Source organism: Thalassospira xiamenensis M-5 = DSM 17429, assembly GCF_000300235.2.
Classification (GTDB): domain Bacteria; phylum Pseudomonadota; class Alphaproteobacteria; order Rhodospirillales; family Thalassospiraceae; genus Thalassospira; species Thalassospira xiamenensis.
In genome coordinates, this window is sequence record NZ_CP004388.1 from 533781 (window position 1) to 557846 (window position 24066).

At 55.8% G+C, this 24066-nt stretch carries 23 protein-coding genes; 17 read left to right on the plus strand and 6 right to left on the minus strand.

Annotated elements, in window-relative coordinates; translation table 11 throughout:
• Window positions 1-166: 166 nt before the first annotated feature.
• Complete coding sequence (locus tag TH3_RS02460; RefSeq protein ID WP_007088978.1) at window positions 167-1075, plus strand: IclR family transcriptional regulator; 909 nt, start codon at window positions 167-169, stop codon at window positions 1073-1075.
• Here the strand turns inward: TH3_RS02460 and TH3_RS02465 are convergent.
• On the minus strand, window positions 1032-1469 hold the full coding sequence (locus TH3_RS02465; RefSeq protein WP_007088977.1) for a MarR family winged helix-turn-helix transcriptional regulator: 438 nt from the start codon (window positions 1467-1469) through the stop codon (window positions 1032-1034). The genes TH3_RS02460 and TH3_RS02465 overlap by 44 nt on opposite strands.
• A gap of 79 nt (window positions 1470-1548) precedes the next feature.
• Between TH3_RS02465 and hmgA the strand changes: the two genes are divergently transcribed.
• From hmgA to maiA, 3 genes are read left to right on the plus strand one after another with little or no spacing between them, the layout of a single operon-like run.
• Complete coding sequence (gene hmgA / locus TH3_RS02470; RefSeq protein WP_007088976.1) at window positions 1549-2928, plus strand: homogentisate 1,2-dioxygenase; 1380 nt, start codon at window positions 1549-1551, stop codon at window positions 2926-2928.
• Window positions 2929-2984: 56 nt separating this feature from the next.
• Entirely contained in the window at window positions 2985-4004 is a 1020-nt protein-coding gene (locus TH3_RS02475) for a fumarylacetoacetate hydrolase family protein (protein WP_007088975.1), read from the plus strand.
• Window positions 4001-4651, plus strand: coding sequence for a maleylacetoacetate isomerase (gene maiA, locus TH3_RS02480; RefSeq protein WP_007088974.1), 651 nt, complete (start codon window positions 4001-4003; stop codon window positions 4649-4651). Before TH3_RS02475 ends, maiA begins: the two co-directional genes overlap by 4 nt.
• Here maiA and TH3_RS02485 read toward each other — a convergent pair.
• Complete coding sequence (locus TH3_RS02485; RefSeq protein WP_007088973.1) at window positions 4648-4902, minus strand: DUF1127 domain-containing protein; 255 nt, start codon at window positions 4900-4902, stop codon at window positions 4648-4650. The genes maiA and TH3_RS02485 overlap by 4 nt on opposite strands.
• Window positions 4903-5114: 212 nt before the next feature.
• On the opposite strand from TH3_RS02485, the gene TH3_RS02490 reads away from it, so the two are divergent.
• Complete coding sequence (locus TH3_RS02490) at window positions 5115-5552, plus strand: Lrp/AsnC family transcriptional regulator (protein ID WP_007088972.1); 438 nt, start codon at window positions 5115-5117, stop codon at window positions 5550-5552.
• Between the two features lie 54 nt (window positions 5553-5606).
• Here the strand turns inward: TH3_RS02490 and TH3_RS02495 are convergent, their stop codons facing one another.
• Together TH3_RS02495 and TH3_RS02500 are read right to left on the minus strand one after the other, a co-directional pair.
• The gene (locus TH3_RS02495; RefSeq protein ID WP_007088971.1) at window positions 5607-6848 is read right to left on the minus strand and encodes a saccharopine dehydrogenase family protein; all 1242 of its coding nucleotides are present in this window, start codon (window positions 6846-6848) and stop codon (window positions 5607-5609) included.
• A 50-nt stretch (window positions 6849-6898) separates the two neighbouring features.
• Complete coding sequence (locus TH3_RS02500; RefSeq protein WP_007088970.1) at window positions 6899-7996, minus strand: carboxynorspermidine decarboxylase; 1098 nt, start codon at window positions 7994-7996, stop codon at window positions 6899-6901.
• 516 nt (window positions 7997-8512) lie between these two features.
• On the opposite strand from TH3_RS02500, the gene TH3_RS02505 reads away from it, so the two are divergent.
• The 3 genes from TH3_RS02505 (at window position 8513) to TH3_RS02515 (ending at window position 10211) form a co-directional block, all read left to right on the plus strand.
• Window positions 8513-8986, plus strand: a complete 474-nt coding sequence (locus TH3_RS02505) for a nuclear transport factor 2 family protein (RefSeq protein WP_007088969.1) — start codon at window positions 8513-8515, stop codon at window positions 8984-8986.
• A gap of 7 nt (window positions 8987-8993) precedes the next feature.
• A complete protein-coding gene (locus TH3_RS02510) occupies window positions 8994-9569 on the plus strand; it encodes a TetR/AcrR family transcriptional regulator (protein WP_007088968.1) in 576 nt (191 codons plus the stop codon).
• A 156-nt stretch (window positions 9570-9725) separates the two neighbouring features.
• Window positions 9726-10211 (plus strand): VOC family protein, encoded by a 486-nt coding sequence (locus TH3_RS02515; protein ID WP_007088967.1) that lies wholly within the window; start codon window positions 9726-9728, stop codon window positions 10209-10211.
• Between the two features lie 7 nt (window positions 10212-10218).
• Here the strand turns inward: TH3_RS02515 and TH3_RS02520 are convergent, their stop codons facing one another.
• Window positions 10219-11250, minus strand: coding sequence for a LacI family DNA-binding transcriptional regulator (locus tag TH3_RS02520; RefSeq protein ID WP_007088966.1), 1032 nt, complete (start codon window positions 11248-11250; stop codon window positions 10219-10221).
• Window positions 11251-11435: 185 nt separating this feature from the next.
• On the opposite strand from TH3_RS02520, the gene TH3_RS02525 reads away from it, so the two are divergent.
• The 5 genes from TH3_RS02525 to TH3_RS02545 all read left to right on the plus strand — a co-directional run bounded on the left by TH3_RS02525 (window position 11436) and on the right by TH3_RS02545 (window position 17441).
• Window positions 11436-12989, plus strand: coding sequence for a sugar ABC transporter ATP-binding protein (locus tag TH3_RS02525; RefSeq protein ID WP_007088965.1), 1554 nt, complete (start codon window positions 11436-11438; stop codon window positions 12987-12989).
• Window positions 12982-13995, plus strand: a complete 1014-nt coding sequence (locus TH3_RS02530; RefSeq protein ID WP_007088964.1) for an ABC transporter permease — start codon at window positions 12982-12984, stop codon at window positions 13993-13995. The genes TH3_RS02525 and TH3_RS02530 overlap by 8 nt, the downstream gene beginning before the upstream one ends.
• Before the next feature lie 64 nt (window positions 13996-14059).
• The gene (locus TH3_RS02535; RefSeq protein WP_007088963.1) at window positions 14060-15028 is read left to right on the plus strand and encodes an ABC transporter substrate-binding protein; all 969 of its coding nucleotides are present in this window, start codon (window positions 14060-14062) and stop codon (window positions 15026-15028) included.
• A 157-nt stretch (window positions 15029-15185) separates the two neighbouring features.
• Window positions 15186-16241, plus strand: a complete 1056-nt coding sequence (locus tag TH3_RS02540) for a sugar phosphate isomerase/epimerase family protein (RefSeq protein WP_007088962.1) — start codon at window positions 15186-15188, stop codon at window positions 16239-16241.
• Window positions 16242-16277: 36 nt separating this feature from the next.
• Window positions 16278-17441, plus strand: coding sequence for a Gfo/Idh/MocA family protein (locus TH3_RS02545; protein WP_007088961.1), 1164 nt, complete (start codon window positions 16278-16280; stop codon window positions 17439-17441).
• Between the two features lie 126 nt (window positions 17442-17567).
• Here the strand turns inward: TH3_RS02545 and TH3_RS02550 are convergent, their stop codons facing one another.
• Complete coding sequence (locus TH3_RS02550) at window positions 17568-19163, minus strand: MORN repeat-containing protein (protein ID WP_007088960.1); 1596 nt, start codon at window positions 19161-19163, stop codon at window positions 17568-17570.
• Between the two features lie 423 nt (window positions 19164-19586).
• On the opposite strand from TH3_RS02550, the gene TH3_RS02555 reads away from it, so the two are divergent.
• From TH3_RS02555 to TH3_RS02570, 4 genes are all read left to right on the plus strand, one after another.
• On the plus strand, window positions 19587-20552 hold the full coding sequence (locus TH3_RS02555) for a 2-hydroxyacid dehydrogenase (protein WP_007088959.1): 966 nt from the start codon (window positions 19587-19589) through the stop codon (window positions 20550-20552).
• A 203-nt stretch (window positions 20553-20755) separates the two neighbouring features.
• Window positions 20756-21919 carry a TRAP transporter substrate-binding protein gene (locus TH3_RS02560; RefSeq protein ID WP_007088958.1) on the plus strand — a complete coding sequence of 388 codons (1164 nt, stop codon included), beginning with the start codon at window positions 20756-20758 and terminating at the stop codon, window positions 21917-21919.
• A gap of 96 nt (window positions 21920-22015) precedes the next feature.
• Window positions 22016-22588 carry a TRAP transporter small permease subunit gene (locus TH3_RS02565; protein WP_007088957.1) on the plus strand — a complete coding sequence of 191 codons (573 nt, stop codon included), beginning with the start codon at window positions 22016-22018 and terminating at the stop codon, window positions 22586-22588.
• 44 nt (window positions 22589-22632) lie between these two features.
• On the plus strand, window positions 22633-24054 hold the full coding sequence (locus TH3_RS02570) for a TRAP transporter large permease (protein WP_007088956.1): 1422 nt from the start codon (window positions 22633-22635) through the stop codon (window positions 24052-24054).
• The last annotated feature ends 12 nt before the right edge of the window (window positions 24055-24066 follow it).

Consider the following 24066-nt stretch of genomic DNA (forward strand, 5'->3'; position numbering starts at 1 on the left):
TTTGATCGGGCGGGTGCCAAGGGCGCATCGGTTGCTGATGGGTTTTCCGCGTCCTGATCATCGGTATCTGATCTGTTGTGGTCTGTATGGAATGCTGTTTTTTCTTTGAATTGGAATTATGATATATATAATCAATTACGCAATATGAAATTTATGCAGGTAAATTTTGACCAAAGCCCCATCGAAAAACATCCCGGTTGCCGATAGCGACATCGATATTTCGGACGCGGTTGATGCGGCGGATACGCGCAAGGGCATTCAGTCGGTCGAGGTCAGCGGCGTGATCATTGCCGCATTGTGCGATTTCAAATTCCCGGTGCCGTTAAAGGATCTGGCCGCGGCGGTGGATATGCCACCGGCCAAGGTTCATCGCTATCTGGCCAGCCTGGTTCGGATCGGTCTTGCCTGGCAGGATGATCTGACCGGGCTTTACGGACTTGGGCCGATGGCGTTGCGGATGGGGATTTCGGCGATTGAACGCAATGACGTGGTCATGCGGGCTGGGCGGCTTTTGCGCAATCTGGCGATTGATTTGCGGTCGTCCGGGCATCTGGCGATCTGGGGCGAACGGGGGCCGGTCCTGATCCGGACCGAGCATGGCGGGCCGCCGATCATATCGACCATGGGGCTTGGCACGGTGATGCCGTTATTGCGATCCGCCACCGGGCAGGCGTTTTTATCGACCATGCCACGTGGGGCGATTGAGCATGTCATTCGCGCCGAGCAGGATATCCTGCATTGGGATGATGCGACGGTGGATCGGCTGATTGTCGAAACACGCGAACGCGGTGCGGCGGTGATCGAGGGCGATATCGTGCCGGGTTTATCGGCGATCAGTGCGCCGGTCTATAATCTGGACGGGGCGGTGGCCTGTTGCGTGACCCTGATGAACCCGAAGGCCAATTATTTCCAGCCGGGACAACCGGCCTTTGACGTGTTTTTGCGCGCGATTGCCGATTTCACCCAGAGCTGGGGCGGGAAGCCGCGTGATGAGACCGACGACATTCAAACATCACATGTCACAGGAACCATCAAAGATCGTTCAGCTTTGTCAGGAGGTCGGAAAGGCGTTTGAAATCCGCATCGCCCAGAAAATCGCGGACCTTTTTGTCATAGGCCACGCCCGCCTCGCACAGCGACTGAAAGGCCGATTGGCCCTGCGAGGTCAGTTCAAGGCGATGAATGCGCCGATCATTTTCGTTCTGGACGCGTCGGAGCCAGCGGCGTTGTTCGATGGAGAAAACGGCACGCGATACCTTGGTTTTGTGAAGGCCCGTATGGGTGACGATTTCGGTCGCGGTAAGCGCGCCATATTGCCCAAGGGTTGCCAGAACCCGCCATTCGGATCGCGTCATCCGGTATCGGTCGCGATAGATATCGCGGAAGCCAAGACTGACCTTTTCGCTGGCGTGATGCATCAGGAACGGCAGAAAGCGGTGCAGATCGAATTCGGATTTCTCGGATTTCATGGCTTCAAAAGGCTGTTTGATAGTTACAAAAATTACAGTTACGGATGTAACTATATCGAAGATTGGTAGGAAAAAGGCAATGACGGATCACAACGTTACCAATGGAACCGCCGGAAGTGCTGAAAACGGCGTTGCGAACGATCTGCGTTACATGCCCGGTTTTGGCAATGATTTCGAAACCGAAAGTCTGCCCGGTGCCTTGCCGCAGGGGCAAAACAGCCCGCAGAAATGCGCCTATGGCCTTTATGCCGAACAGCTTTCGGGGTCGCCCTTTACCGCGCCGCGCGGCACCAATGAACGGTCGTGGCTGTATCGGATGCGGCCCAGTGTGCGCCATAACGGGCGGTTCAAATCCTTTGCCCTGCCGGAATGGAAAACCGCCCCGTGTGTGAATGACCATAGTCTTGCACTGGGTCAGTTGCGCTGGGACCCGGTGCCGATGCCAACCAAACCCACCGATTTCATTTCCGGCATGCGCACGATCACGACGGCGGGGGACGCCATGACCCAGACCGGCATGGCAAGCCACGTTTATGTGTGCAACACCGATATGGTCGATGACTATTTTTTCAATGCGGATGGCGAATTGCTGGTGGTGCCCGAAAGCGGCACGCTTCGGATTTTTACCGAACTTGGCATCATGGATGTCGAGCCGCTTGAAATCGCGCTGATCCCGCGTGGCATGATGTTCAAGGTGTCGATCCTGACGCCGGGGATTGATGGTGGTGCGCGGGGCTATGTCTGCGAAAACTATGGTGCGAAATTCACCCTGCCGGAACGTGGGCCGATCGGGGCCAACTGCCTTGCCAATCCGCGTGATTTCAAAACACCCGTGGCGGCCTATGAGGATAAGGAAACGCCGTGCCGTATCCTGATTAAATGGTGCGGGCAGTTTCATGAAACCGGGATCGGGCATTCGCCGCTTGATGTCGTGGCGTGGCATGGCAACTATACGCCGTTCAAATATGATCTTCGGACATTTTCGCCGGTCGGCGCGATCCTGTTTGATCATCCTGATCCGTCGATCTTTACCGTGCTGACCGCGCCATCGGGCGAGGCAGGAACGGCGAATATCGATTTTGTCATCTTCCCGCCGCGCTGGATGGTGGCGGAGCATACCTTCCGCCCGCCGTGGTATCATCGCAATATCATGTCGGAATTCATGGGGCTGATTTGCGGGCAGTATGATGCCAAGGAAAAGGGATTTGTCCCCGGTGGCATGAGCCTGCATAACATGATGCTGCCGCACGGTCCCGATACGTTCGGATTTGAAAAGGCATCGAACGGGGAGCTTGGGCCGCAGAAGCTGGATGGCACGATGGCCTTCATGTTTGAAACCCGTTTTCCGCAGCAATTGACGAAATTTGCCGCCGAGCTTGAAACGCTTCAGGATGATTATCTTGAATGCTGGGACGGGCTGGAGCGCAAATTTGATGGCACGCCGGAAGGCCGCCCCTAATCGATAAAAAGAACATCACAGGACTTAACGACAGGAATGCCGGAGGCATAAAACCGATGAAACTCGCAACCCTTAAAAACGGCACCCGTGACGGCCAGCTTGTTCTGGTGACCAAAGACCTTGGCGAATATGTCGATGCCAGTGCGATTGCGCCGACATTGCAGGCAGCGCTTGATAACTGGGACGATGTTGCGCCGCGCTTGCGCGAACTGGCCGATGAAATCGCCGCTGGGTCGACGATTGCCAAACGTTTCGCGCTTGATGAAGCCAAGCTGCATTCGCCGTTGCCACGCGCGTTTCAGTGGGCGGATGGGTCGGCCTATGTCAACCATGTCGAACTGGTGCGCAAGGCGCGCGGTGCGGAAATGCCCGAAACTTTCTGGACCGATCCGCTGATGTATCAGGGTGGCTCGGATAGCTTCCTGGGGCCGCGTGATGACATCCGCATGGCCGATACGGCATGGGGCATTGATATGGAAGGCGAGATTGCCGTCATCACGGGTGACGTGCCGATGGGCGCATCGATTGATCAGGCGCGCGATGCGATCCGTTTGATCATGCTGGTTAATGATGTGTCGTTGCGGGGGCTGATCCCCGGTGAGCTTGCCAAGGGGTTTGGTTTCTTCCAGTCCAAGCCGTCCTCGGCCTTTTCGCCGGTTGCGGTGACGCCCGATGAACTTGGTGATGCGTGGGATGGTGGCAAGGTTCACCTGCCGCTTTGCGTTGATCTGAATGGCAAGCCGTTTGGCCGGGCCAATGCCGGGGTCGATATGACCTTTGATTTTGCCCAACTGATTGCGCATGCCGCGAAAACCCGCCCGCTTTGTGCGGGATCGATCATCGGGTCGGGCACGGTTTCGAACAAGCTTGACGGCGGGCCGGGCAAGCCGGTGGCGCAGGGCGGGGCGGGATATTCCTGCATTGCCGAAATCCGCATGATCGAAACCATTGAAAATGGCAAACCGGAAACGCCGTTCATGCAGTTTGGCGACCGGGTGCGGATCGAGATGCTTGATGCCAATGGCCAATCAATCTTTGGCGCGATTGACCAGAGCGTTGTGAAGTACGAAGCATGAGCGACGTTATCCTGTATGATTATTGGCGGTCTTCGGCCAGCTATCGGGTCAGGATTGCGCTTTCGCTGATGGATATGGCGTATCAGACCGTTGCGGTTGACCTTGTGGCGGGGGCGCATAAATCGCCTGATTTCCGCAAGCGTAATCCGCAGGGGTTGGTGCCGGCCCTTGAGATCGACGGGTTGGTGCTGACCCAGTCACTTGCAATCATCGAATATCTTGATGAAACCCGAAAGGATGCGGGGTTCCTGCCGAAGGATGCGGTCGGGCGGCAACGGGTGCGCACACTTTCGCATGCGATTGCGATGGATATTCACCCGGTCTGTAATCTGGGCGTTGTCGGCAATGTCATGAAGCAGGCCGAAGTGCACGGCGAGGACCCGGCGAAGGTGCGGCTGGCATGGATGGGGAAATATATCGGCGCGGGGCTTGAAGCGTTTGAGCGGCTTCTGGACCATCCGGGCACAGGCAGCTTTTGCCATGGGGATCGGCCATCAATGGCCGATATCTGTCTGATCCCGCAGATTTATAATGCGCGGCGGTGGGAAGTTGATTTAAGCCACCTTCCGATGGTCAACCAGATTGCCGAGCGGTGCCTTGCGATGGACGCGTTTGCGCGCGCCCATCCTGATCTTTGTCCGCGTTAATTGCTGCTGCCCGGTTTGCCGGTCTGGCAGGCCTGTTCAATAGTGCTGCGGTCAAGTCCGATATCGCGCAGCATGAAATCGGGATAGTCGCGCAGCAATGCGGCATCGCGGGCGATCCTGCGGCGGTGTGCAACCGTCTGAACGGAAAGGACGAGCCAGCGCCAGACAAATGTGCCGAACGACGCGTGCGCGGTCGGCCCGGCATGGGGGGCGGTGGCGACGAGGGAGTTTGTCGTGATCTGTGCTGGCATGATGCTGGCTCGCTAGTTTGCTTTGCTAATGAGTTCGAGATCGGTTTCGAACACAGGTAAAAATTAGCCTGCCTTGCGCGAGTTCGGTGCGCAAAGATCGCAAAAGCGTGCGAAATTTCCGCAAATTTTACGTAAAAACGATTTTTCTTATCGGCCCGGTTCGGTCATTGTTTCGGGCGTATTGAAGACCATGGGTTTTGGGCAGGGGCATTTTGACCGAACTTGATAAATTCGACTATCGCCTGCTGGAACTGTTGCAGCAGAACAGTCGCCTGACGGGAAATGAATTGTCGGCACAGGTGGGATTGTCATCGGCGGCGTGTCTTCGCCGGGTGCAGCGTCTGCGCGAAAGCGGCGTGATCGAACGCGACGTTGCGATTGTGTCGCCCAAGGTGTTTGGCAAGCGGATGATGATCATCGTTCTGCTGACCATGGATCGTGATCGGCCGGATCGCTATATGCTGATGCGCGAGGAATTCGGCAAAATGCCCGAAGTCGTGCAATGCCATCATGTGACCGGGGCGCATGATTTTGTCCTGCGCATTCAGGTGGCCGATATGGATGAATATAGCGCGTTCGTGGATCGGGTTTTTCATCAACCCTATATCAAGCGCTATGAGAGCCTCGCGGTTCTGGGGTCGCTTAAATAAAAACGGCGGGCATCAAAGCCCGCCGTTCGCATTTTGGATCATCAGGATTATGGCTTAGGCGAAATCAAGCGCACGGTCGCCATTGGCGTCCTTGATGCGGGTCGGAAGACCCATGCCGTTCAGAAGGTTCAGGAACGGTTTGGATGGCAGTTCTTCGACATTTGCCATCTTTTTCACATCCCATTCGCCGGTTGCGATCAGCATGGCGGCTGCGACCGGCGGAACGCCAGCGGTATAGGAAATGCCCTGGCTTCCGACTTCCTCGTACGCGTCCTTGTGGTCGGCGACATTATAGATCAGGACTTCGGTTTCCTTGCCATCCTTGCTGCCCTTGACCAGATCGCCGATGCAGGTTTTGCCGGTATAGTCCGGTGCCAGCGAGCTTGGATCGGGCAGGCAGGCCTTGACGACCTTGAGCGGCACGACTTCGAGGCCCTCGGCAGTCGTCACCGGTTTTTCCGAGAGCAGGCCGATATTGTTCAGGACCGTGAAGACATTGACGTAATGATCGCCAAAGCCCATCCAGAAACGGACATTGGGGACGTCCAGATTCTGTGACAGGGAATGGACCTCGTCATGGCCGGTCATGAAGGTCTGGCTTTCGCCGACAACCGGCATGTCCCAGATTTTCTTGACCTCGAACATCCTGTTTTCCTGCCAGGCGTTGTTCTGCCAGGAATAGACCGTGCCGGTGAATTCGCGGAAATTGATTTCCGGGTCGAAATTGGTGGCAAAATATTTGCCGTGGCTGCCGGCATTGATGTCGATGATGTCAATCGAGTCAATCTTGTCGAAGTAATCTTCGACCGCCAGTTTGGCATAGGCATTGACCACGCCCGGATCAAAACCGACGCCCAAAATCGCGGTGACACCGGCCTTTTCGCATTCTTCACGGCGTTTCCACTCGTAATTTGCGTACCAGGGCGGGGTTTCGCAGATCTTGTCCTGTTCTTCATGGATGGCGGTGTCGAGATAGGCAACGCCCGCCTTGATGCAGGCAGACATGACCGGCATGTTGATGAAGGCAGAGCCGACATTGATGACGATTTCGCAGCCGGTTTTTTTGATCAGTGCGACGGTGGCATCGATATCGGTTGCGTCAAGCGCATGCCCTTCGAGCGTGCCGGCATTCTTCAGGTTTTTCTTTTCATGAATGCTGTCGATGATTTTCTGGCATTTTTCCGCCGTGCGCGACGCAATATGGATATCGCCAAGCACATCATTATGCTGTGCACATTTGTGCGCGACGACCTGTGCGACGCCACCTGCGCCGATAATCAGAACATTCTTCTTCATTTCGGGCCAAAAACTCCCTTTTTCGAATAGATGAAACCCAAAGCGCCTTTTTACGAAAGGCTCGAAACATAATCATCGAAGGTGAATTCGCGTATAACGCGTTCGCTGCCGTCAAGTTCCTTGATCACGATGGACGGCATGCCGACACCGTTGAACCAGTTCTTTTTGACCATGGTGTAACCGGCGGCATCCTGAATGGAAATGCGGTCGCCGACCCTGATCTCGTTTGCGAAATTGAATTCGCCAAAAACGTCACCGGCAAGGCAGGATTTGCCGCAAATCATATAGGTATGATCGCCCGTGTTCGGCTCGATCTTGGCAGTTTCGCGATAGATCAGAAGATCGAGCATGTGGGCTTCGATGGAGCTATCGACAATCGCAAGGTTTTTGCCATTGAACAGCGTATCAAGCACGGTGACCTCAAGGGTGGTGCTTTTGGTGATCGAGGCCTCGCCGGGTTCAAGATAAACCTGAACGCCGTATTTTTCCGAGAAGGCCTTAAGCCGGGCGCAGAATTTATCGAGCGGGTAATTGTCCCCGGTGAAGTGAATGCCGCCGCCGAGACTGACCCATTCGACGCGCGACAGAAGCGAGCCGAACTTGGTTTCGATATCGCCCAGCATTTTGTCGAACAGATCGAAATCGGCGTTTTCGCAGTTATTGTGGATCATGAAGCCGGAAATGCGGTCCATGACGGCCTCGACCTTGGTGACGTCCCATTCGCCAAGGCGCGAAAACGGGCGGGCCGGATCGGCCAGATCGAAGCTGGAACTTGAAACCTGCGGGTTCAGGCGAAGGCCGCGCACGATGCCGGACGCAGCATCGGCAAAGCGGTTAAGCTGGCTGATCGAATTGAAGATGATCTTGTCGGCATTTTCGATGACTTCATCGATTTCGGAATCGGCATAGGCCACGCTATAGGCATGGGTTTCCTTGCCGAATTTCTTGCGGCCCAGTTTGACTTCGTGCAGCGACGATGACGTCGTGCCATCCATATAGTCCGACATGAAATCGAAGACCGACCAGGTTGCAAAGCATTTCAATGCCAGCAAGGCCTTTGCGCCGGAATGTTCGCGCACATAGGCGATCTTTTCCATGTTGCGCAGCAGTTTCGATTTATCGATCAGATAATAAGGCGTATGCGGCATCGTATTCTGGTTCCTCGACCGAAGGCCCTGTTTTCAGGGACCGAAAAGACAACACGGAAAACGTCCGTCGACCGGCAAACATTCCCCGCAAGGTTCGGCATTCAAGCCCGGTTTGCGCCAACGAATTTCATACCATCGATGCGAAGGCGTTCTGTGCCTGTATCGCATGCGCCGCGACCCAATAGCAGCGGCGCGCACATGGGTCAACAGTATGACCGCATTGTATGATCGCATGGCCTGTTGATCGGCGCGGTTGGCGGGGCGTTTAAAGCAGGGTTTGCGGCATTAACCATCTGATTTCATAGGGAAACAGGCAGCGATCACATGCAGGTTTCCGTTTCGTGAAACTTGGCGCGGTCCGGCGGGGCTTTGCGCATGTCCGATTTCCGACAATATCACCAAATCGCGGATTTTGCATGGTAGGGGGGCAAAAAGCCCGAACGGGATTTTGGCGATTGCTTTTTTGTACCGATTGGAACATAGTTTACCAATTGGTACAAAATGAAGGAGAAAATCATGTCCGAACTACGTCAACCCCTGCCGCCCTTTACGCGGGAAACTGCAACCCAGAAAGTCCGCATGGCCGAAGATGGCTGGAACAGTTGTGATCCGGCGCGGGTGTCGCTGGCCTATACGGCCGATACGATCTGGCGGAACCGTGCGGAATTTGCCAATGGCCGCGAGGAGGTCATTGCCTTTCTGACCCGCAAATGGAACAAGGAGCTTGAATATCGATTGATCAAAGAGTTGTGGGCGCATGACGGCAACCGGATCGCGGTGCGTTTTGCCTATGAGTATCGCGATGATTCGGGGAACTGGTATCGGGCCTATGGCAACGAGAATTGGGAATTTGCCGACAATGGCCAGATGCATCGCCGGTTTGCCTGCATCAATGACATGCCGATCCGCGAAGAAGATCGCAAATTCTTCTGGGATCGTTCGGGGCCGCGCCCGGCGGATCATCCGGGCCTGTCCGATCTGGGATTATAAGTAAGCCATGCCAAAGATTATCGCGGAGCGTTCCGATGTTATTCCCGTCCTTGCGGAGATTTTCCGCGAGTATGGCTATGAAGGGGCGAGCCTTTCACTGATCGGGAGCCGGACGGGTCTGGGAAAGGGCAGCCTTTATCATTTCTTTCCCGGCGGCAAAGAGCAGATGGCATCAGAAGTGCTTCGCGAGATCGATGGCTGGTTCGAGGACGCGGTTTATAAACCGCTGCGTGACGGGGATGACCCACGGGCGGCGATTTTGGAAATGTGCCGGTCGGTTGCGACCTATTTCCGGTCGGGAAAGCGGGTTTGCCTGATCGGGGCGTTTGCACTTGATAATGTGCGTGACCGTTTTTCCGACGCAATCCGCGATTATTTTGCGGTCTGGCAACGGTCGCTTCAGCAGGCGCTTGTGCGGATCGGCCATGATGCGGACCGGGCATCGGACATTGCCGAAGATGCGATTTTATCGATCCAGGGGGCGCTAGTTTTGTCGCGTGCGCTTGACGATACGGCGGTGTTTGAGCGCGCCATGGCGCGGGTTGAAGCCGGGTTGCTGGCCGGGCCCGGTCAGGGGGCCTGAGGCACAGCGCCAAATGGCGGCCGATACCATTGAGGGTGTCGAAAATGACAGGTTGCCAGACGTTTGACCCTTGATCATCGGGATCGGATGACTAAGTTTTATAATGATTTAGGGGCCTGAGCCCCAATCACCCAAGCGACAAATGAGGAGGCGTCCATGCCTGCACCCGTCAGTGTCGATCACTTGGCCTTTCCCACCCGCGATCTTGCGGCGACGGATGATTTTTATTCCCGTGTTCTGAAGGCCCGGCTGGTTCATGCCGAAAGCGGTTACAGTCCGTCGTGGAAAAGCGATTATCTGCTGATTACCTTTGCGCTTTCTGATGGGACGCGGCTGTCATTCTTTGACTGGCCAGCCGATACCGGGCCGTATCCCGATGATCCCGATATGCCAGATGACGTGTTTCATATCGGGTTGCGCTGCGATGCGCCGCGCGATGTGATTGCCTGGCAGAACCATTTGTTCCAGCACAAGGTGGTTTACCATAACGAGGATGACGGGAAATCGCGGCGGTTGTTCATTCGTGATCCGAACGGCATCCGGTTTGAAATCTTTGCCGCCGATCAGCCGAAATACAGCAACGATCACGAAGATCGGGCGCGGGCCGTTTACGAGGAATGGCAGAAGATCGCCAATCGCTGATCGCTGATTAATTTGGGCAGGGGCCGGTGCTTTGGCGGATGATCAGTTCGGTCGGGACAATGACCGGATTTTCCGCCGGTTCGGGAATGGTTCCGGTTTTATCGAGCCGGGCGAGGAGCAGCGAAATCGCCTGTTCGCCCAGACGTCGGCGCGGTTGACGCACGGTTGTCAGGGGCGGGTCGTAATTGGCGGCGAGATGGATATCATCGAACCCGACGACGGAAACATCGTGGGGCACGCGAAGCCCAAGTTCCTTGGCCGCGACAATGACGCCGATTGCCATGCCGTCCGACGCGCAGAAAAACGCCGTCGGGCGGTTTTTGATGTCTTTGAGCAGGGCACGCGCCGCCGAAATGCCGGATTCAATCGAAAAATCGCCGCTATAGATCAGCGACGGGTTGGCTTCGATGCCGCTGCTTGATAGTGCGCGGCGATATCCGGCGACGCGATCCGTCGTCAGGATGTTGCTGGCGGGGCCGGCGATATGGGCGATGCGGCTGTGGCCGAGGTCGAGCAGATGTTTGGTCGCGCTAAAGGCGGCCTTTTCATTGTCGATGATCACGGTCGGCAGGTTGCAGCCCGGAATGCGTTCGCAGGCAATGACCACGGGCGGGATGATCCCGCGCGGGGTGTTGGCCAGCGGTGCGGGCAGGCGACCATTGAGCAGGATCATCGCATCGGCCTGATTGCTGCGCAGATAGGCGGCGTAGGTTGCTTCGCGTTCGGGTTCGTTCTGGGTGTCGCCGATCAGGACGTTATAGCCCGCCTTGCTGGCCCCTTGCTCGATCCCCGATAGAATTTCCGAAAAGAAAGGGTTTCCGATATCGGGTACGAGCAAAAGGATCATGCCAGAGCGATTGAGCCGCAGGTTGCGCGCCATGACATTGGCGGTATAACCGGTCGCGGCGATGGCGGTTTGCACCTTTTCGCGCGTGCTTTCGGAAACCACATGGGGTTTGTGCAAGGCGCGGCTGACGGTGGCAATGGATACCCCGGCATGTTCGGCAACATCTTCAATCGTCGCGATTTTTTCGATCATGCTTCTTCCTACTCTGCCGCTGATACGCTGTCCAGCGGCATTGATGCCCGTGCGAAGGCCGGATTTCCGACGTGATTTTCATCACAATGCGGTAAATGTAAAGGTTTACATAAATAATGAAAACGTTTACACAAGAGGAAATCAAAAGTTGATCGCATCAATGCGACGCTAGGGAGGTTACATAGATGACGGATGCGGCTGTTCATGCCGTTAATCCCGGCACGGAGGGCAAAATACGCCTGTCCGGTCGGAAGATTTGCAAATCATTTGGCCCGGCCCAGGTGCTTTTCGATGTTTCCGTCGATCTGTATGCGGGGGAAGTGCATGCGCTTTTGGGCGAAAACGGTGCAGGCAAATCAACACTGGTTAAAATCCTGTCGGGCTATCACGAACCGACCGAGGGCGGGCTTGTCCTTGACGGGGCGGAGGTCAGCTTTGCCGATAGCGAGGCGGGCGAGGGGCATGGGGTTATCCTGATCCATCAGGAGCTTAACCTTGCCGAGCAGCTTAGCGTTGAAGAAAACATCTTTCTGGGGCGCGAAATCAAGCGCGGATGGTTCCTTGATAAAACCGCGATGCGGGCCGAAGCCAAGCGGCTTCTGGATCAGCTTCAATGCGATGTCGATCCGCGTACCCGTATTCGTGATCTTTCGGTTTCTGATCGCCAGATGGTCGAAATTGCCAAGGCGCTAAGCAAAAAGGCCGATATCCTGATCCTGGACGAACCGACCGCTGTTCTGACAGGGCGTGAGGTTGAAATCCTGTTTGATCAGATCCGGCGTCTGCGCGAACAGGGTGTTGCGATCCTTTATATTTCCCACAAGCTTGATGAAATCAAAGCCATTGCCGACCGCGTTACCGTGCTGCGCGATGGCCGCCACATCGTGACCGAGCCGGTGGTTGACCTGAGCAAGGATGATATGGCGCGCCTGATGGTCGGGCGCGACATCAAACAGATGTTCCCGCATCGGGTATCGGATACCAGCGCGCCGATTGTTTTATCGGTGCGCGATCTTTCGGTGCCCGGACAGGTGCGTGATGCGAGTTTCGACCTGCATAAGGGCGAGGTTCTTGGTTTTGCCGGGATCGTCGGGGCGGGGCGGACCGCCCTGATGGAGGCGATTATCGGCCTTCGCGAAAGATCATCGGGGACGATTGAACGCGATGGCAAGCCGGTGCGGATCGCAAGTTTGCAGGATGCCAAAAACAGCGGCATCGCCTATCTGACCAAGGACCGGAAAGGCAGCGGGTTGCTGCTGAATATGGATATGCGACCCAACCTGACATTGCTGGCGCTGGAAAAATTCGGAAGCGTGATTGTTGATCGCAAGGCGGAAGAAGCCGCCCTTGAAAAGGCGATTGAGGCGTTTGATATCCGGGCCGCCGACCGCAAGGCAAAGGTCGGTGATTTTTCCGGTGGCAATCAGCAGAAGCTTTTGCTGGCGAAGGTTATGGAAACCGATCCGGATATCGTGATTATCGACGAGCCGACACGCGGCATCGATATCGGCACCAAAAGCCAGATTTACCATTTTATCGGCGATCTGACCGATCGCGGAAAATCCGTCATTCTCCTGTCGTCGGAAATGCCCGAAATGCTTGGCCTGTCGGACCGCATCGCGGTCATGGCGGCCGGACGCATTACCGGCATTCTTGAAGGAAACGACCGCAACGAGCATGAAATCATGCGGCACGCGACAGGAATATCAGGCCAGGAGGGAGTGTCTGTTCATGAGTAGCCTTGAGCGCCGCGAGGCAAATGCCTCGCCCCGTTTTTCCATCGATTTCAAGGCACTTGGCCCGTTTATGGCCCTTGTGGTGCTGTTTGTTCTGGGAACGGCGATCAATGACGCCTTCCTGAGTGGCGGCAACCTTTCGAATATTTTCACCCGTGCGGCCTTTATCGGCATTATCGCGGTTGGTGCGACCTTTGTGATCACGGCGGGCGGGATCGACCTTTCGGTCGGGTCGATGGCGGCGTTCATATCCGGTGCGATGATTGTCGTGATGAATACGCTGGTCGAGACACTCGGACCGGGGCTTGAAACCGTTCTGATCGGGATCGTGTTAAGCATCATTCTTGGCATCGGGGCCGGTGCGGTCAACGGGCTGGTCAGTACCAAGGGCAAGATCGAGGCCTTTATCGTGACCCTTGGCACGATGGGGATTTACAGATCGCTTGTGACCTATATGGCCGATGGCGGCACGCTTTCGCTGGATTTCGAGGTGCGCGGGACCTATCGCCCGGTTTATTACGGCGAATTGCTGGGTATTCCGGTGCCGGTTCTGGTGTTCCTTGCAGTGGCGATTGCCGGTTATGTCCTGCTGAATATGACGCCGTTCGGGCGGAAATGTTTTGCCATCGGCTCGAACGAGCAGGTGGCGCGTTATTCCGCGATCCATGTCGACCGGGTCAAGACGATGACCTATGTCATTCAGGGGCTTTGCGTGTCGATTGCGACCATCATTTATGTGCCCCGCCTTGGTTCCGCATCCAGTTCGACCGGTGTTCTTTGGGAACTTGAAGCGATTGCAGCCGTGATCATCGGTGGCACGATGCTCAAGGGCGGTTATGGCCGCATCTGGGGCACGGTGGTTGGTGCGATCATGCTGACCACGATTGGCAATATCCTTAACCTTACCGATGCGATCAGCAATTACCTGAACGGGGCTGTTCAGGGCTTGATCATTATCGTTGCCGTGTTCCTGCAGCGCGGGGACTGGCGACGCAAGAAAAGCAAATAACCGGCGATCAACGTCCGGCTCAAGATGACGTACAGAATCATTTTTTGATCAGGAGGAAGCTTGAATGAAAACGATTACAAAGTTTCTCGGGGCGGCCTGCGTTGTGGGTCTTGGTCTTGCATCGACCTTGGCAGCGACCACGGCACTGGCACAGGAAAAGGTAAAGATCGGGGTTTCGATCCCGGCGGCGACCCATGGCTGGGCCGGTGGTCTGAACTATCACGCAGAACAGGCCGAAAAGCGCCTTGAGGCGACCTATCCGAACCTGGATATCATTGTTGTTACTGCCAATGGTGCGGGTGAACAGGCCAACGATCTTGAAGATCTGGTATCGGTTCAGAATATCGATGCACTGGTGGTTCTGCCGTTTGAATCCGATCCGCTGACCGTGCCGGTCCAGCAGGTCAAGGAAGCGGGCAAGTTTGTGACCGTGGTTGACCGTGGTCTTTCGCTGCCGGGGATCGAGGATGTTTATGTTGCGGGTAACAACCCGGAACTCGGCCGTGTATCGGGCGAATACATCAAGGAACGTCTGGATGGCAAAGGCAAGATCGTCATCCTGCGTGGCATCCCGACCGTGATTGACGAAGAACGCGTCGAAGGTTTCATGACCGCAATCGAAGGATCGGATATCGAGGTCCTTGATATGAAGCACGCCAACTGGAACCGTGATGACGGGTATGAAGTCATGCAGGACTTCCTGTCGCGCTTCCCGGAAATCGATGCTGTCTGGGCGCAGGATGATGACATCGCGCTTGGCGTGATCGAAGCCGTCAAGCAGGCCGACCGGACCGATGAACTGTTCATCGTTGGCGGGGCTGGCATGAAGGACATTATCAAACGCGTGATGGATGGCGATGAACTGACCCCGATTGACGTTCTGTATCCGCCATCGATGATCGCAACCGCGATGGACATCACCGCGATGAAGTTCGTTTCCAATGCGGCGGTTGAAGGCCGTTACATCCTGGGCGCGACCGTCGTGACCCAGGAAAATGCCGAGAACTTCTATTTCCCGGATAGCCCGTTCTGATCCGGCTGTTCTGATGCGAATTGGCGTTGTTGAATAAACGCGAGCAAGCAGAAGGAACCCCGCCCTGTCACGACAGGCCGGGCGGGGTTCGAATTTTACATCACTTTCGTCACCAGATGACATCCGGGCCACCCGGAAGAAAACACACGAGGTCAGTATGAAAACGCTTAAGGGACCGGCGATTTTCCTTGCCCAGTTTGCCGGGGACGAGGCCCCGTTTGACAGCCTTTCCAATATCGGACGCTGGGCAGCGTCGCTTGGCTATAAGGGGGTGCAGATCCCGAGCTGGGACAAGCGCCTGTTCGATGTCGAAAAGGCTGCCCAAAGCAAGGATTACTGTGATGAGGCCAAGGGTATTCTGGCCGAACATGGTGTCGAGATTACCGAGCTTTCGACCCATCTGCAGGGGCAGCTTGTGGCGGTTCATCCGGCCTATGACGAGATGTTTGACGGTTTTGCCGCCCCCGAAGTGCGCGGCAACCCGAAGGCGCGCCAGGAATGGGCGGTCAATCAGGTCAAGGCCGCGATCCGGGCGTCACGCCATCTGGGCATTGGCGATCATGCGACATTTTCAGGTGCGCTTGCGTGGCCCTATGTCTATCCGTGGCCGCAGCGCCCGGCCGGGCTGATTGAAACCGCGTTTGACGAACTGGCGAAACGCTGGTTGCCGATCCTTGATGTGGCCGAGGAAAATGGCGTCAATGTCTGCTATGAAATCCATCCGGGCGAGGACCTGTTTGATGGTGTGACGTTCGAGATGTTCCTTGAGCGGGTCAGGAACCACGCGCGGTGCAACATCCTTTATGATCCGAGCCACTTTGTCCTGCAGCAGCTGGACTACCTTGATTTCATCGATATCTATGCCGACCGGATCAAGATGTTCCACGTCAAGGATGCGGAGTTCAATCCGACCGGGCGGCAGGGCGTTTATTCCGGGTATCAAAGCTGGGTCGGGCGTGCGGGGCGGTTCCGGTCGCTTGGCGACGGGCAGGTTGATTTTGGCGCGATCTTTTCGAAGCTTGCGGCGATTGATTTTGATGGCTGGGCCGTGCTGGAATGGGAATGCGCGTTGAAACATCCCGAAGATGGTGCCCGCGAAGGGGCCGATTTCATTCGCAACCACATTATCCGCGTGACCGAAAAGGCGTTTGACGATTTCGCCGATGGCGGCACGGACGAGGCCACCAATCGGCGTCTGCTGGGGCTTGATTAAGGCGACGCCAGAAAACCATTCAGGACGGAGATTGATATGACTGAGACGAAAAATCCGGCGCGGCGCATCCGCCTTGGCATGGTTGGCGGCGGGCAGGGGGCGTTTATCGGTGCGGTGCATCGCATTGCGGCGCGTCTGGATGACCGTTATGAACTTGTCGCCGGGGCGTTGTCGTCCAAACCCGATATTGCACGCGCATCGGCGGCGGAACTGTTTATTGCACCCGACCGGTCCTATGACAGTTTTGCCGACATGGCCAAACAGGAAGCCGCGCGCGAGGATGGCATTGATGCCTGCGCGATTGTCACGCCAAACCACCTGCATTTCCCGGCCGCCATGGCGATGCTGGATGCCGGTATTCATGTGATTTGTGACAAGCCGCTTTGCCTGAATGTCGAGGAAGCCGAATTGCTGGCGGCCAAGGTGCGTGAAACCGGGCTTCTGTTCGCATTGACGCATAATTACACCGCCTATCCGATGGTGCGCGAAGCGCGTCAGATGGTGCGTGATGGCAAGCTTGGCGATATCCGGTTAGTACAGGTTGAATATCCGCAGGGCTGGATGGCAACGCGCGTCGAGGATACCGATAACAAACAGGCGCACTGGCGCGCCGATCCGGCCAAGGCCGGGATGGGCGGGGCGTTGGGCGATATCGGAACGCATGCCCATAACCTTGCCGATTTTGTCACCGGGCTTGAGATTTCGGAGCTGTGCGCGGATATCGATGCCATCGTGCCGGGACGCAAGCTTGACGATAATGTCCAGATCCTGCTGCGTTACGACAATGGCGCGCGCGGGATGCTGTGGGCAAGCCAGGTGGCGATTGGCCATGAAAACGGCCTCAGGCTTCGGGTGTATGGCGACAAGGGCGGCATTGAATGGGCGCAGGAACATCCCAACCATCTGCATTACCGCCCGCTTGATGGTCGCCCGGAACTGATGACCCGCGGCGGGGCGGGGATTGGATCGGCCGGATTGCGCGGTGTGCGCGTGCCGCCGGGCCACCCGGAAGGTTATCTTGAAGGCTTTGCCAATCTTTATACCGATTTCGCCGATCAGTTGATCGCGCGGATTACCAATGGCAAGGCCGATCCGGCATCGATGCTGATCCCGGGGATCGATGAAGGTGTCAAAGGCATGAAATTTGTCGAGGCGGTGGTACGTTCTGCAAAGAGCGGCGCGGTCTGGACCAAGATTTAAACGTTTATTCCCCGGGTATTATCCGGGAAAATAAACCAGACATCCTGTTCCCGTTTTTGGGTTCTTCCCGTCTGATCCCGTGTCAGGCTATCGGGCCGCCGCCAGCATGGTAGCGGCCCGTATTTTTCAGTTCCGCACAAATTCCTTGCCATCAATGGTCAGGATTCGGCCATTGAAGCTGCATCGTGCACTGCCTCCGGGGATCGAGGTGCGTTGCAGGACTGCGCCACTTGATGCATCGCGATATATGCCCTCATCATATTGGAAGGTGATGCTGTCCGGGGTCGTATCAAATTGAAAATCGATATCAAATTGATACTGTGCCCCGCCGCCATAGGTGAATTGCCGGAAATGCCCGCTGCCGCTGCCTGATCCGTTCATGGTGTAGGTGGTCAGGTTGCCATCGGCGCTAAAGGTGCCGGTGGCGGTGGTGCAGTCATCAGCCTTTTTCGGCATGGCGGCTTCGCGCGCGGCCTGTTCGGTGGCGGCTTTTCGTTGTGCTTCTGCTGCCGCAGCGGCGGCGGCCATTTGAGCCTTGCGCTGTTCTTCGCGTTTCTGGCGTTCAATTTCGGCAAGGCGTTTGTCTTCGGCAATCTTTGCGTTGAGTTCGGCTTCTGATGCCAGTTCCTTGCCCTTGTAATACGGACAGGTTCCATCAGGCTGCGAGACCGAACCACAGGGCCGCAATCCGATGAAGTTTTCTTTCATTTCATAATTGTCGTATTCAACCCAGTGACCATCGGGGGCGGTCATGCGGCCCTTGCCCGTCGGGTTGCCCTTGGCGATCTCGCCTTCCCAGACCGAGCCGCTTCGGCGGGTAAGTTTTCCTGATTTGGGCACAACAACATCAAATGTGCCTTCGAAGGTTTCCCCATTCTTCCATTTTACGATGGGGCTGGGGTCCAGCCTGAATTCTGACTGGTCAAAGCGTCCGTCAAACCTGCCGCCATCGGACAGTTCGAACGTGCCCGTGATGCTTTCGGGGGTAATTTTCGCCTCGAAAATGCGGGCTTCTTCATTGCCATCATTCGATATCCGAACGGTGCCGGGTCCGTCGACTTCACCATTGAGTTGCGGGCCGAAAAACTCGAACTTCCATTGCCCGCTCCAGGCAACGACGACAGGCAGAAAGATGTCTTCGGCCCTGTTGAGTACAGTGGCCAACAGGAGCTGATTTTCGTTGTAAAACGGAAAGCGTTCGGATTTTACGGAGTTGGAGAAATAGCCGTATTCTCCGGTCAAGCGCAGCGTTTCTCCGGCCGAAATCGTAACGACCCTGTCGAATTTATCGACCGTATTATGTCGGACGATGACACGATAATCGCCGGGCCATAGTTGAACGCTATGCGTATTTGCAACGGTCAGCATTGGCCCGTTGACGCCAACAAAATTTTGGGTGCTGGCGGTGGGATAGACAAAAAGATACCAATCGTCCCCGATTGGCCCACCCCCGCCAACGAGGAGGGACAGCAATCCCCATTTGTATGGCGACTTTTTTATCGTGCTTTCAGGCGTTGCAGACGCGGTATTTGCTTCAGCGGAGGCGGCCTGCTTTGTTGCAGGCGCAGTGCCTGAAGTTTCGCTCGCATTGGTGAGCGTACTGAAAAAGTCGCTGGTCGCGGTGGTGATGTCGGTCGTCTGGCACCCGACAAGGGCAATGAGTGCGACAAGCAGGGTGCCTGCATGTGATAGGCGGCGTGCTTTGAAAACAGCTTTCTGCATAGATCCCCCCAATGCAGATCGAACATATCAATATTTGTGCATAGAAGCGTGAATTGGGAAAGAGGCAAAGGCAAACGCAGCGGCATGAAATTTGTCGCGGTGGTGGTTCACGTTGGTCCGAGTGGTACCCCATGCGGGGCCGCGGCCATCTTTGCGAAACGGAACCACCACGCAAATCGGAACATCCGGGGATAAACAGATGGCGATCATACTGATCGGCCGCCTGTTTTTTATCTGCGTTGTGATGCCGTTACGGAAAGGGCGATTCGGGCGGCTTTGGCGTGAAGCGTATCACTATCTGGTATTCCATCTGGTGGAAAAAACACCCCGATGAGTTGATCGTCTATTGCCCTGTTTGTCGCAAAGGTGTTTCATTGCATTATAAATAAAACTGCAATCCATGCAGGAAACAGGGAGTAGACGATGGCGGGAAAGCCGGTGCTACTGATCACCCGGCGTTTGACCGATGCGGTACAGGCGCGTGCGGCGCGTGATTATCAGGTCATTCTGAACGACGCGGATCATGTGTTTTCACGTGAGGAGCTGCTTGCGCGCTGTCAGGATGTTGACGCCGTTCTTCCCTGTCATTCCGAACATTTCAGCGCCGATGTCATTGCCGATCTTGGTGATCGGTTGCGGATCATTGCCAATCATTCGGTCGGTGTTGACCATGTTGATCTGGAGGCGGCGAAAAAGGCCGGTATCGTGGTCACCAACACCCCCGATGTGCTTTCCGATGCCACGGCCGAAATCGCCATCTTGTGCATGCTGGGTGCGGCCCGGCGTGGGGCCGAGGGCGATGCGATGGTGCGGGCCGGGAAATGGGATTTCTGGTCACCGGCCTTCATGGTCGGGCGGCAGGTAACCGGCAAGCGGTTTGGTGTTCTTGGCATGGGCCGTGTCGGGCAGGTTGCCGCCGAACGCGCGCGCGGTTTTGGCATGGAAGTGCATTATCACAACCGGACCCGTTTGCCCGACCCCCTTGAAAAGGGGGCCGTTTTCCACGACACGGTCGAGGGGCTTCTGGCGGTATCGGATGTTTTGTCGCTGCATTGTCCGGCAACCCCGGAAACCACCGGCATCATCAATGAGAAAACCATCGCAATGCTGCCCGATCGGGCGATCCTGATCAATACGGCGCGCGGCAATCTTGTTGACGAGGCCGCACTGGTCAAGGCGCTTCAAAGTGGCAAACTGTTTGCCGCGGGGCTGGATGTTTTTCGCAATGAACCGGGGGGAAACCCGGATCTGGCCGCCCTTAGAAACGTGTTCCTGTTACCGCATATCGGCTCCGCGACCGAAGAGACGCGTGATGCCATGGGGTTTCGGGCACTTGATAATCTTGATGCCTTCTTTTCCGGTGGGCAACCACGGGATCGCGTTGCCTGATCGCGGCGCCAAAAACAAAAACATGCTGCATCCCGGAATTCATCAGGGTCCGGGAAATAACAATCGAAGAAAGTTTTCCACATGGTGGAAGGCCAAATATTCGATGTTCCTTGTGTCGGGTCTGTCCCTATGTAAGGCTTAAAATCATCGCCAGTTTTCCGCCAATTAGTTGTCGGTCGCGGCGATAATTCTGGGAGGAAGTAATGAAAAAGATACCTACGCCTGAAGACGTGAAGTCCAAGCAAGTGTCCCGCCGTTCGTTCCTTACCAAGGGTGCGACCGGTGTTGTTGCCGGTGGTGCTGCTGCTTCGGGGCTGTTTGCCGCCCCGGCAGTTCATGCACAACCGGCACCTTTGGTCGTCAAAATGCAGACGTCCTGGCCGTCATCCGATATCTGGATGACGTTTGCCAAGCAATATGCCGATCGTGTCGAAGCCATGTCGGGTGGTCGCCTGAAGGTCGATCTTTTACCGGCTGGTGCTGTTATCGGCGCATTCCAGGTTCTCGATGGCGTCAATGATGGTGTGATCGATATCGCCCATTCCGTGCCGGTTTACTGGTACGGCAAGAACAAGGCGGCGTCGCTGTTTGGTACCGGTCCGGTGTTTGGTGGTTCTGCCACCACCATGCTGAGCTGGTTCTATGCCGGTGGCGGGGAGGAATTCTATCGCGAGCTGACCCAGGACGTTATGGGGCTGAACGTGATTGGTCTTCTTGGCTTCCCGATGCCGGCCCAGCCGTTCGGCTGGTTCAAGGGAGAGGTCAATTCTGTCGCCGACATTCAGGGCTTCAAATATCGTACCGTTGGTCTGGCGGCTGATCTTCTGCAATCGATGGGCATGTCGGTTGCACAGTTGCCGGGCGGCGAGATCGTCCCGGCGATGGAACGCGGTGTGATTGACGCGTTCGAATTCAACAATCCGTCTTCGGATATGCGTTTCGGTGCGCAGGATGTGGCGAAGAACTACTATCTGTCGTCCTATCATCAGGCGTCCGAAAGCTTCGAGTTCATCTTCAACCGTGATTTCTATGAAGATCTCGAACCTGATCTACAGGCGATCCTGCGCTATGGCGTAGAGGCTGCTTCGACGTCGAACACGGCACTGGCGATGGATAACTATTCGTCCGATCTTCAGAAACTTGCGGATGAAGGCGTTACCATCCATCGTACATCGAAGGAAATTCTGGCCGCACAGCTTGAAGCCTGGGACAAGCTGATCCCGCAGCTTGAAGAAGATCCGTTCATGAAAAAGGTTCTTGATAGCCAGCGTGCCTGGGTTGAGCGCGTGACCTATTATGAACTGATGAACTCGCCAGATTATCAGCTGGCCTATGATCACTACTTCCCGGGCAAACTGAAACTGTAATGAAACCGGCCGGTTTCATACGGTTTGTCTGACCCAAAGGCTGCCCCGGGGACCAGTGGTTTCCGGGGCGGTTGCGACGGTAACGGAAAAGACTTCATGATCAGTTTTATTGAATTCGCGGACAAGCTTTCGGCCTGGTTTGGCAAGGCTTTCGGGTGGCTCATCATCCTGATGACGTTGGGAATGAGTTACGAAGTGATGGCGCGTTATGTTTTCAACGCACCGACGACATGGTCACTTGACGTGTCCTTCATCATGTATGGTTCGTTATTCATGATGGGCGGGGCCTATACGCTTTCACGCGGCGGCCATGTGCGGGGTGATTTCCTTTATCGTCTCTGGAAGCCAAGGACACAGGCGAGTGTCGATCTTGTGCTTTACATCTTCTTTTTCTTTCCCGGTATCACCGCCCTGATCCTGTCGGGCTGGAAATATTCGTCACGGTCGTGGGGATACGGGGAAGTCAGCGTGAACAGCCCGGCGGGTGTTCCGATTTTCCAGTTCAAGTCGATCATGGTGGCCGCAGGCATTCTTCTGTTCATTCAGGGGATCGCACAGGTCATGCGCTGCATCATGTGTATCCGTGAAGGATACTGGCGGGGTGCTGATGACGATGTCCAAGAAACCGAAGAATTGCTGATGAAGCAGCATGTCGCAAAAGACAATTAACCAAATCGAATTCCGCGATAACCGGTCCGAACGGAGCTGCAAACGTGATTGACGCACATGTCGCCCTGATGATGCTTGGCATCTTCATTATGCTTGTTTTCCTTGGCTTTCCCGTTGCGTTTACGCTGATGGCGCTGGGGATCGGTTTTGGTTACTACGCCTATTTTGACGCAGGACGCATGTGGCGTGCCTTTAACCGTCTGGCCGAGGACAGCGATAGTCTGACATCGGCGATCACCTGGGTCGAAGGGGCGGTGAATAACCGGATATTCGATCTGTTCATCAACCAGACATATACGGTGATGTCCAACGAGGTCCTGACCGCGGTTCCGCTGTTCCTGTTCATGGGCTACATCGTTGAACGCGCCAATATCGTCAATCGGTTGTTTTCGACACTTAATATTGCGGCCAAAAATGTGCCCGGTTCGTTGGGGGTTGCGGCCCTTGTGACCTGTGCGCTGTTTGCCACCGCGACCGGGATTGTCGGTGCGGTGGTGACCCTGATGGGGATGCTGGCACTGCCCGCGATGCTGAAAGCACGTTATGACAAAAGCTTTGCCACCGGCATCATCTGTGCTGGCGGGACGCTGGGTATTCTGATCCCGCCATCGATCATGCTGATTGTTTATGCCGCGGCGTCGGGGGTATCGATCGTGCGGCTTTATGCCGGTGCATTGTTGCCGGGACTGACACTTGTCGGGTTGTATCTGGTTTATGTCATGGGGCGTGCCCTGTTGCAGCCCAAAGCCGCGCCGCGTCCGACATCGGATGAAATTCCCGATGTTCCCCTGCTCAAGGTTCTCTGGTTGCTGGCGACATCGTTCTTCCCGCTGGCATTCCTTATTCTGGCGGTTCTGGGATCGATCCTGTTTGGTCTGGCAACCCCGACCGAGGCGGCATCCATCGGGGCGCTGGGCGGGATGGTTCTGGCGCTGGCGTATCGTGCGCTGACCTTTGACCGGTTGCGGGAATCTGTTTATCTGACGGTGCGGACATCGGCGATGGTGTGCTGGCTGTTTGTCGGGTCTTATACTTTCTCGTCGGTGTTCTCGTATCTGGGGGGCGAGCATGTCATTGCCGAATTCGTTGGCGGACTTGATCTGACGCCGCTTCAGTTTCTGCTGCTGGCGCAGTTGATCATCTTCCTGCTGGGCTGGCCGCTGGAATGGTCGGAGATCATCATCATCTTCGTGCCGATCTTCCTGCCGCTGCTGCCGCTGTTTGATATTGATCCGCTGTTCTTTGGCATTCTGGTTGCGCTGAACCTTCAGACATCCTTCCTGACGCCGCCAATGGCAATGTCGGCCTATTACCTCAAGGGGGTTTCGCCTCCGGGTGTTTTGCTGACGGATATTTTCAAGGGAATCATGCCATTCCTGTTCATGGTGATTGTCAGCATGGTGCTGATGTATACCTTCCCCCAGATCGTGTTCCATCTGCCTGATCTGTTCTATGGTGCACGATAGGAGGATGTGGTC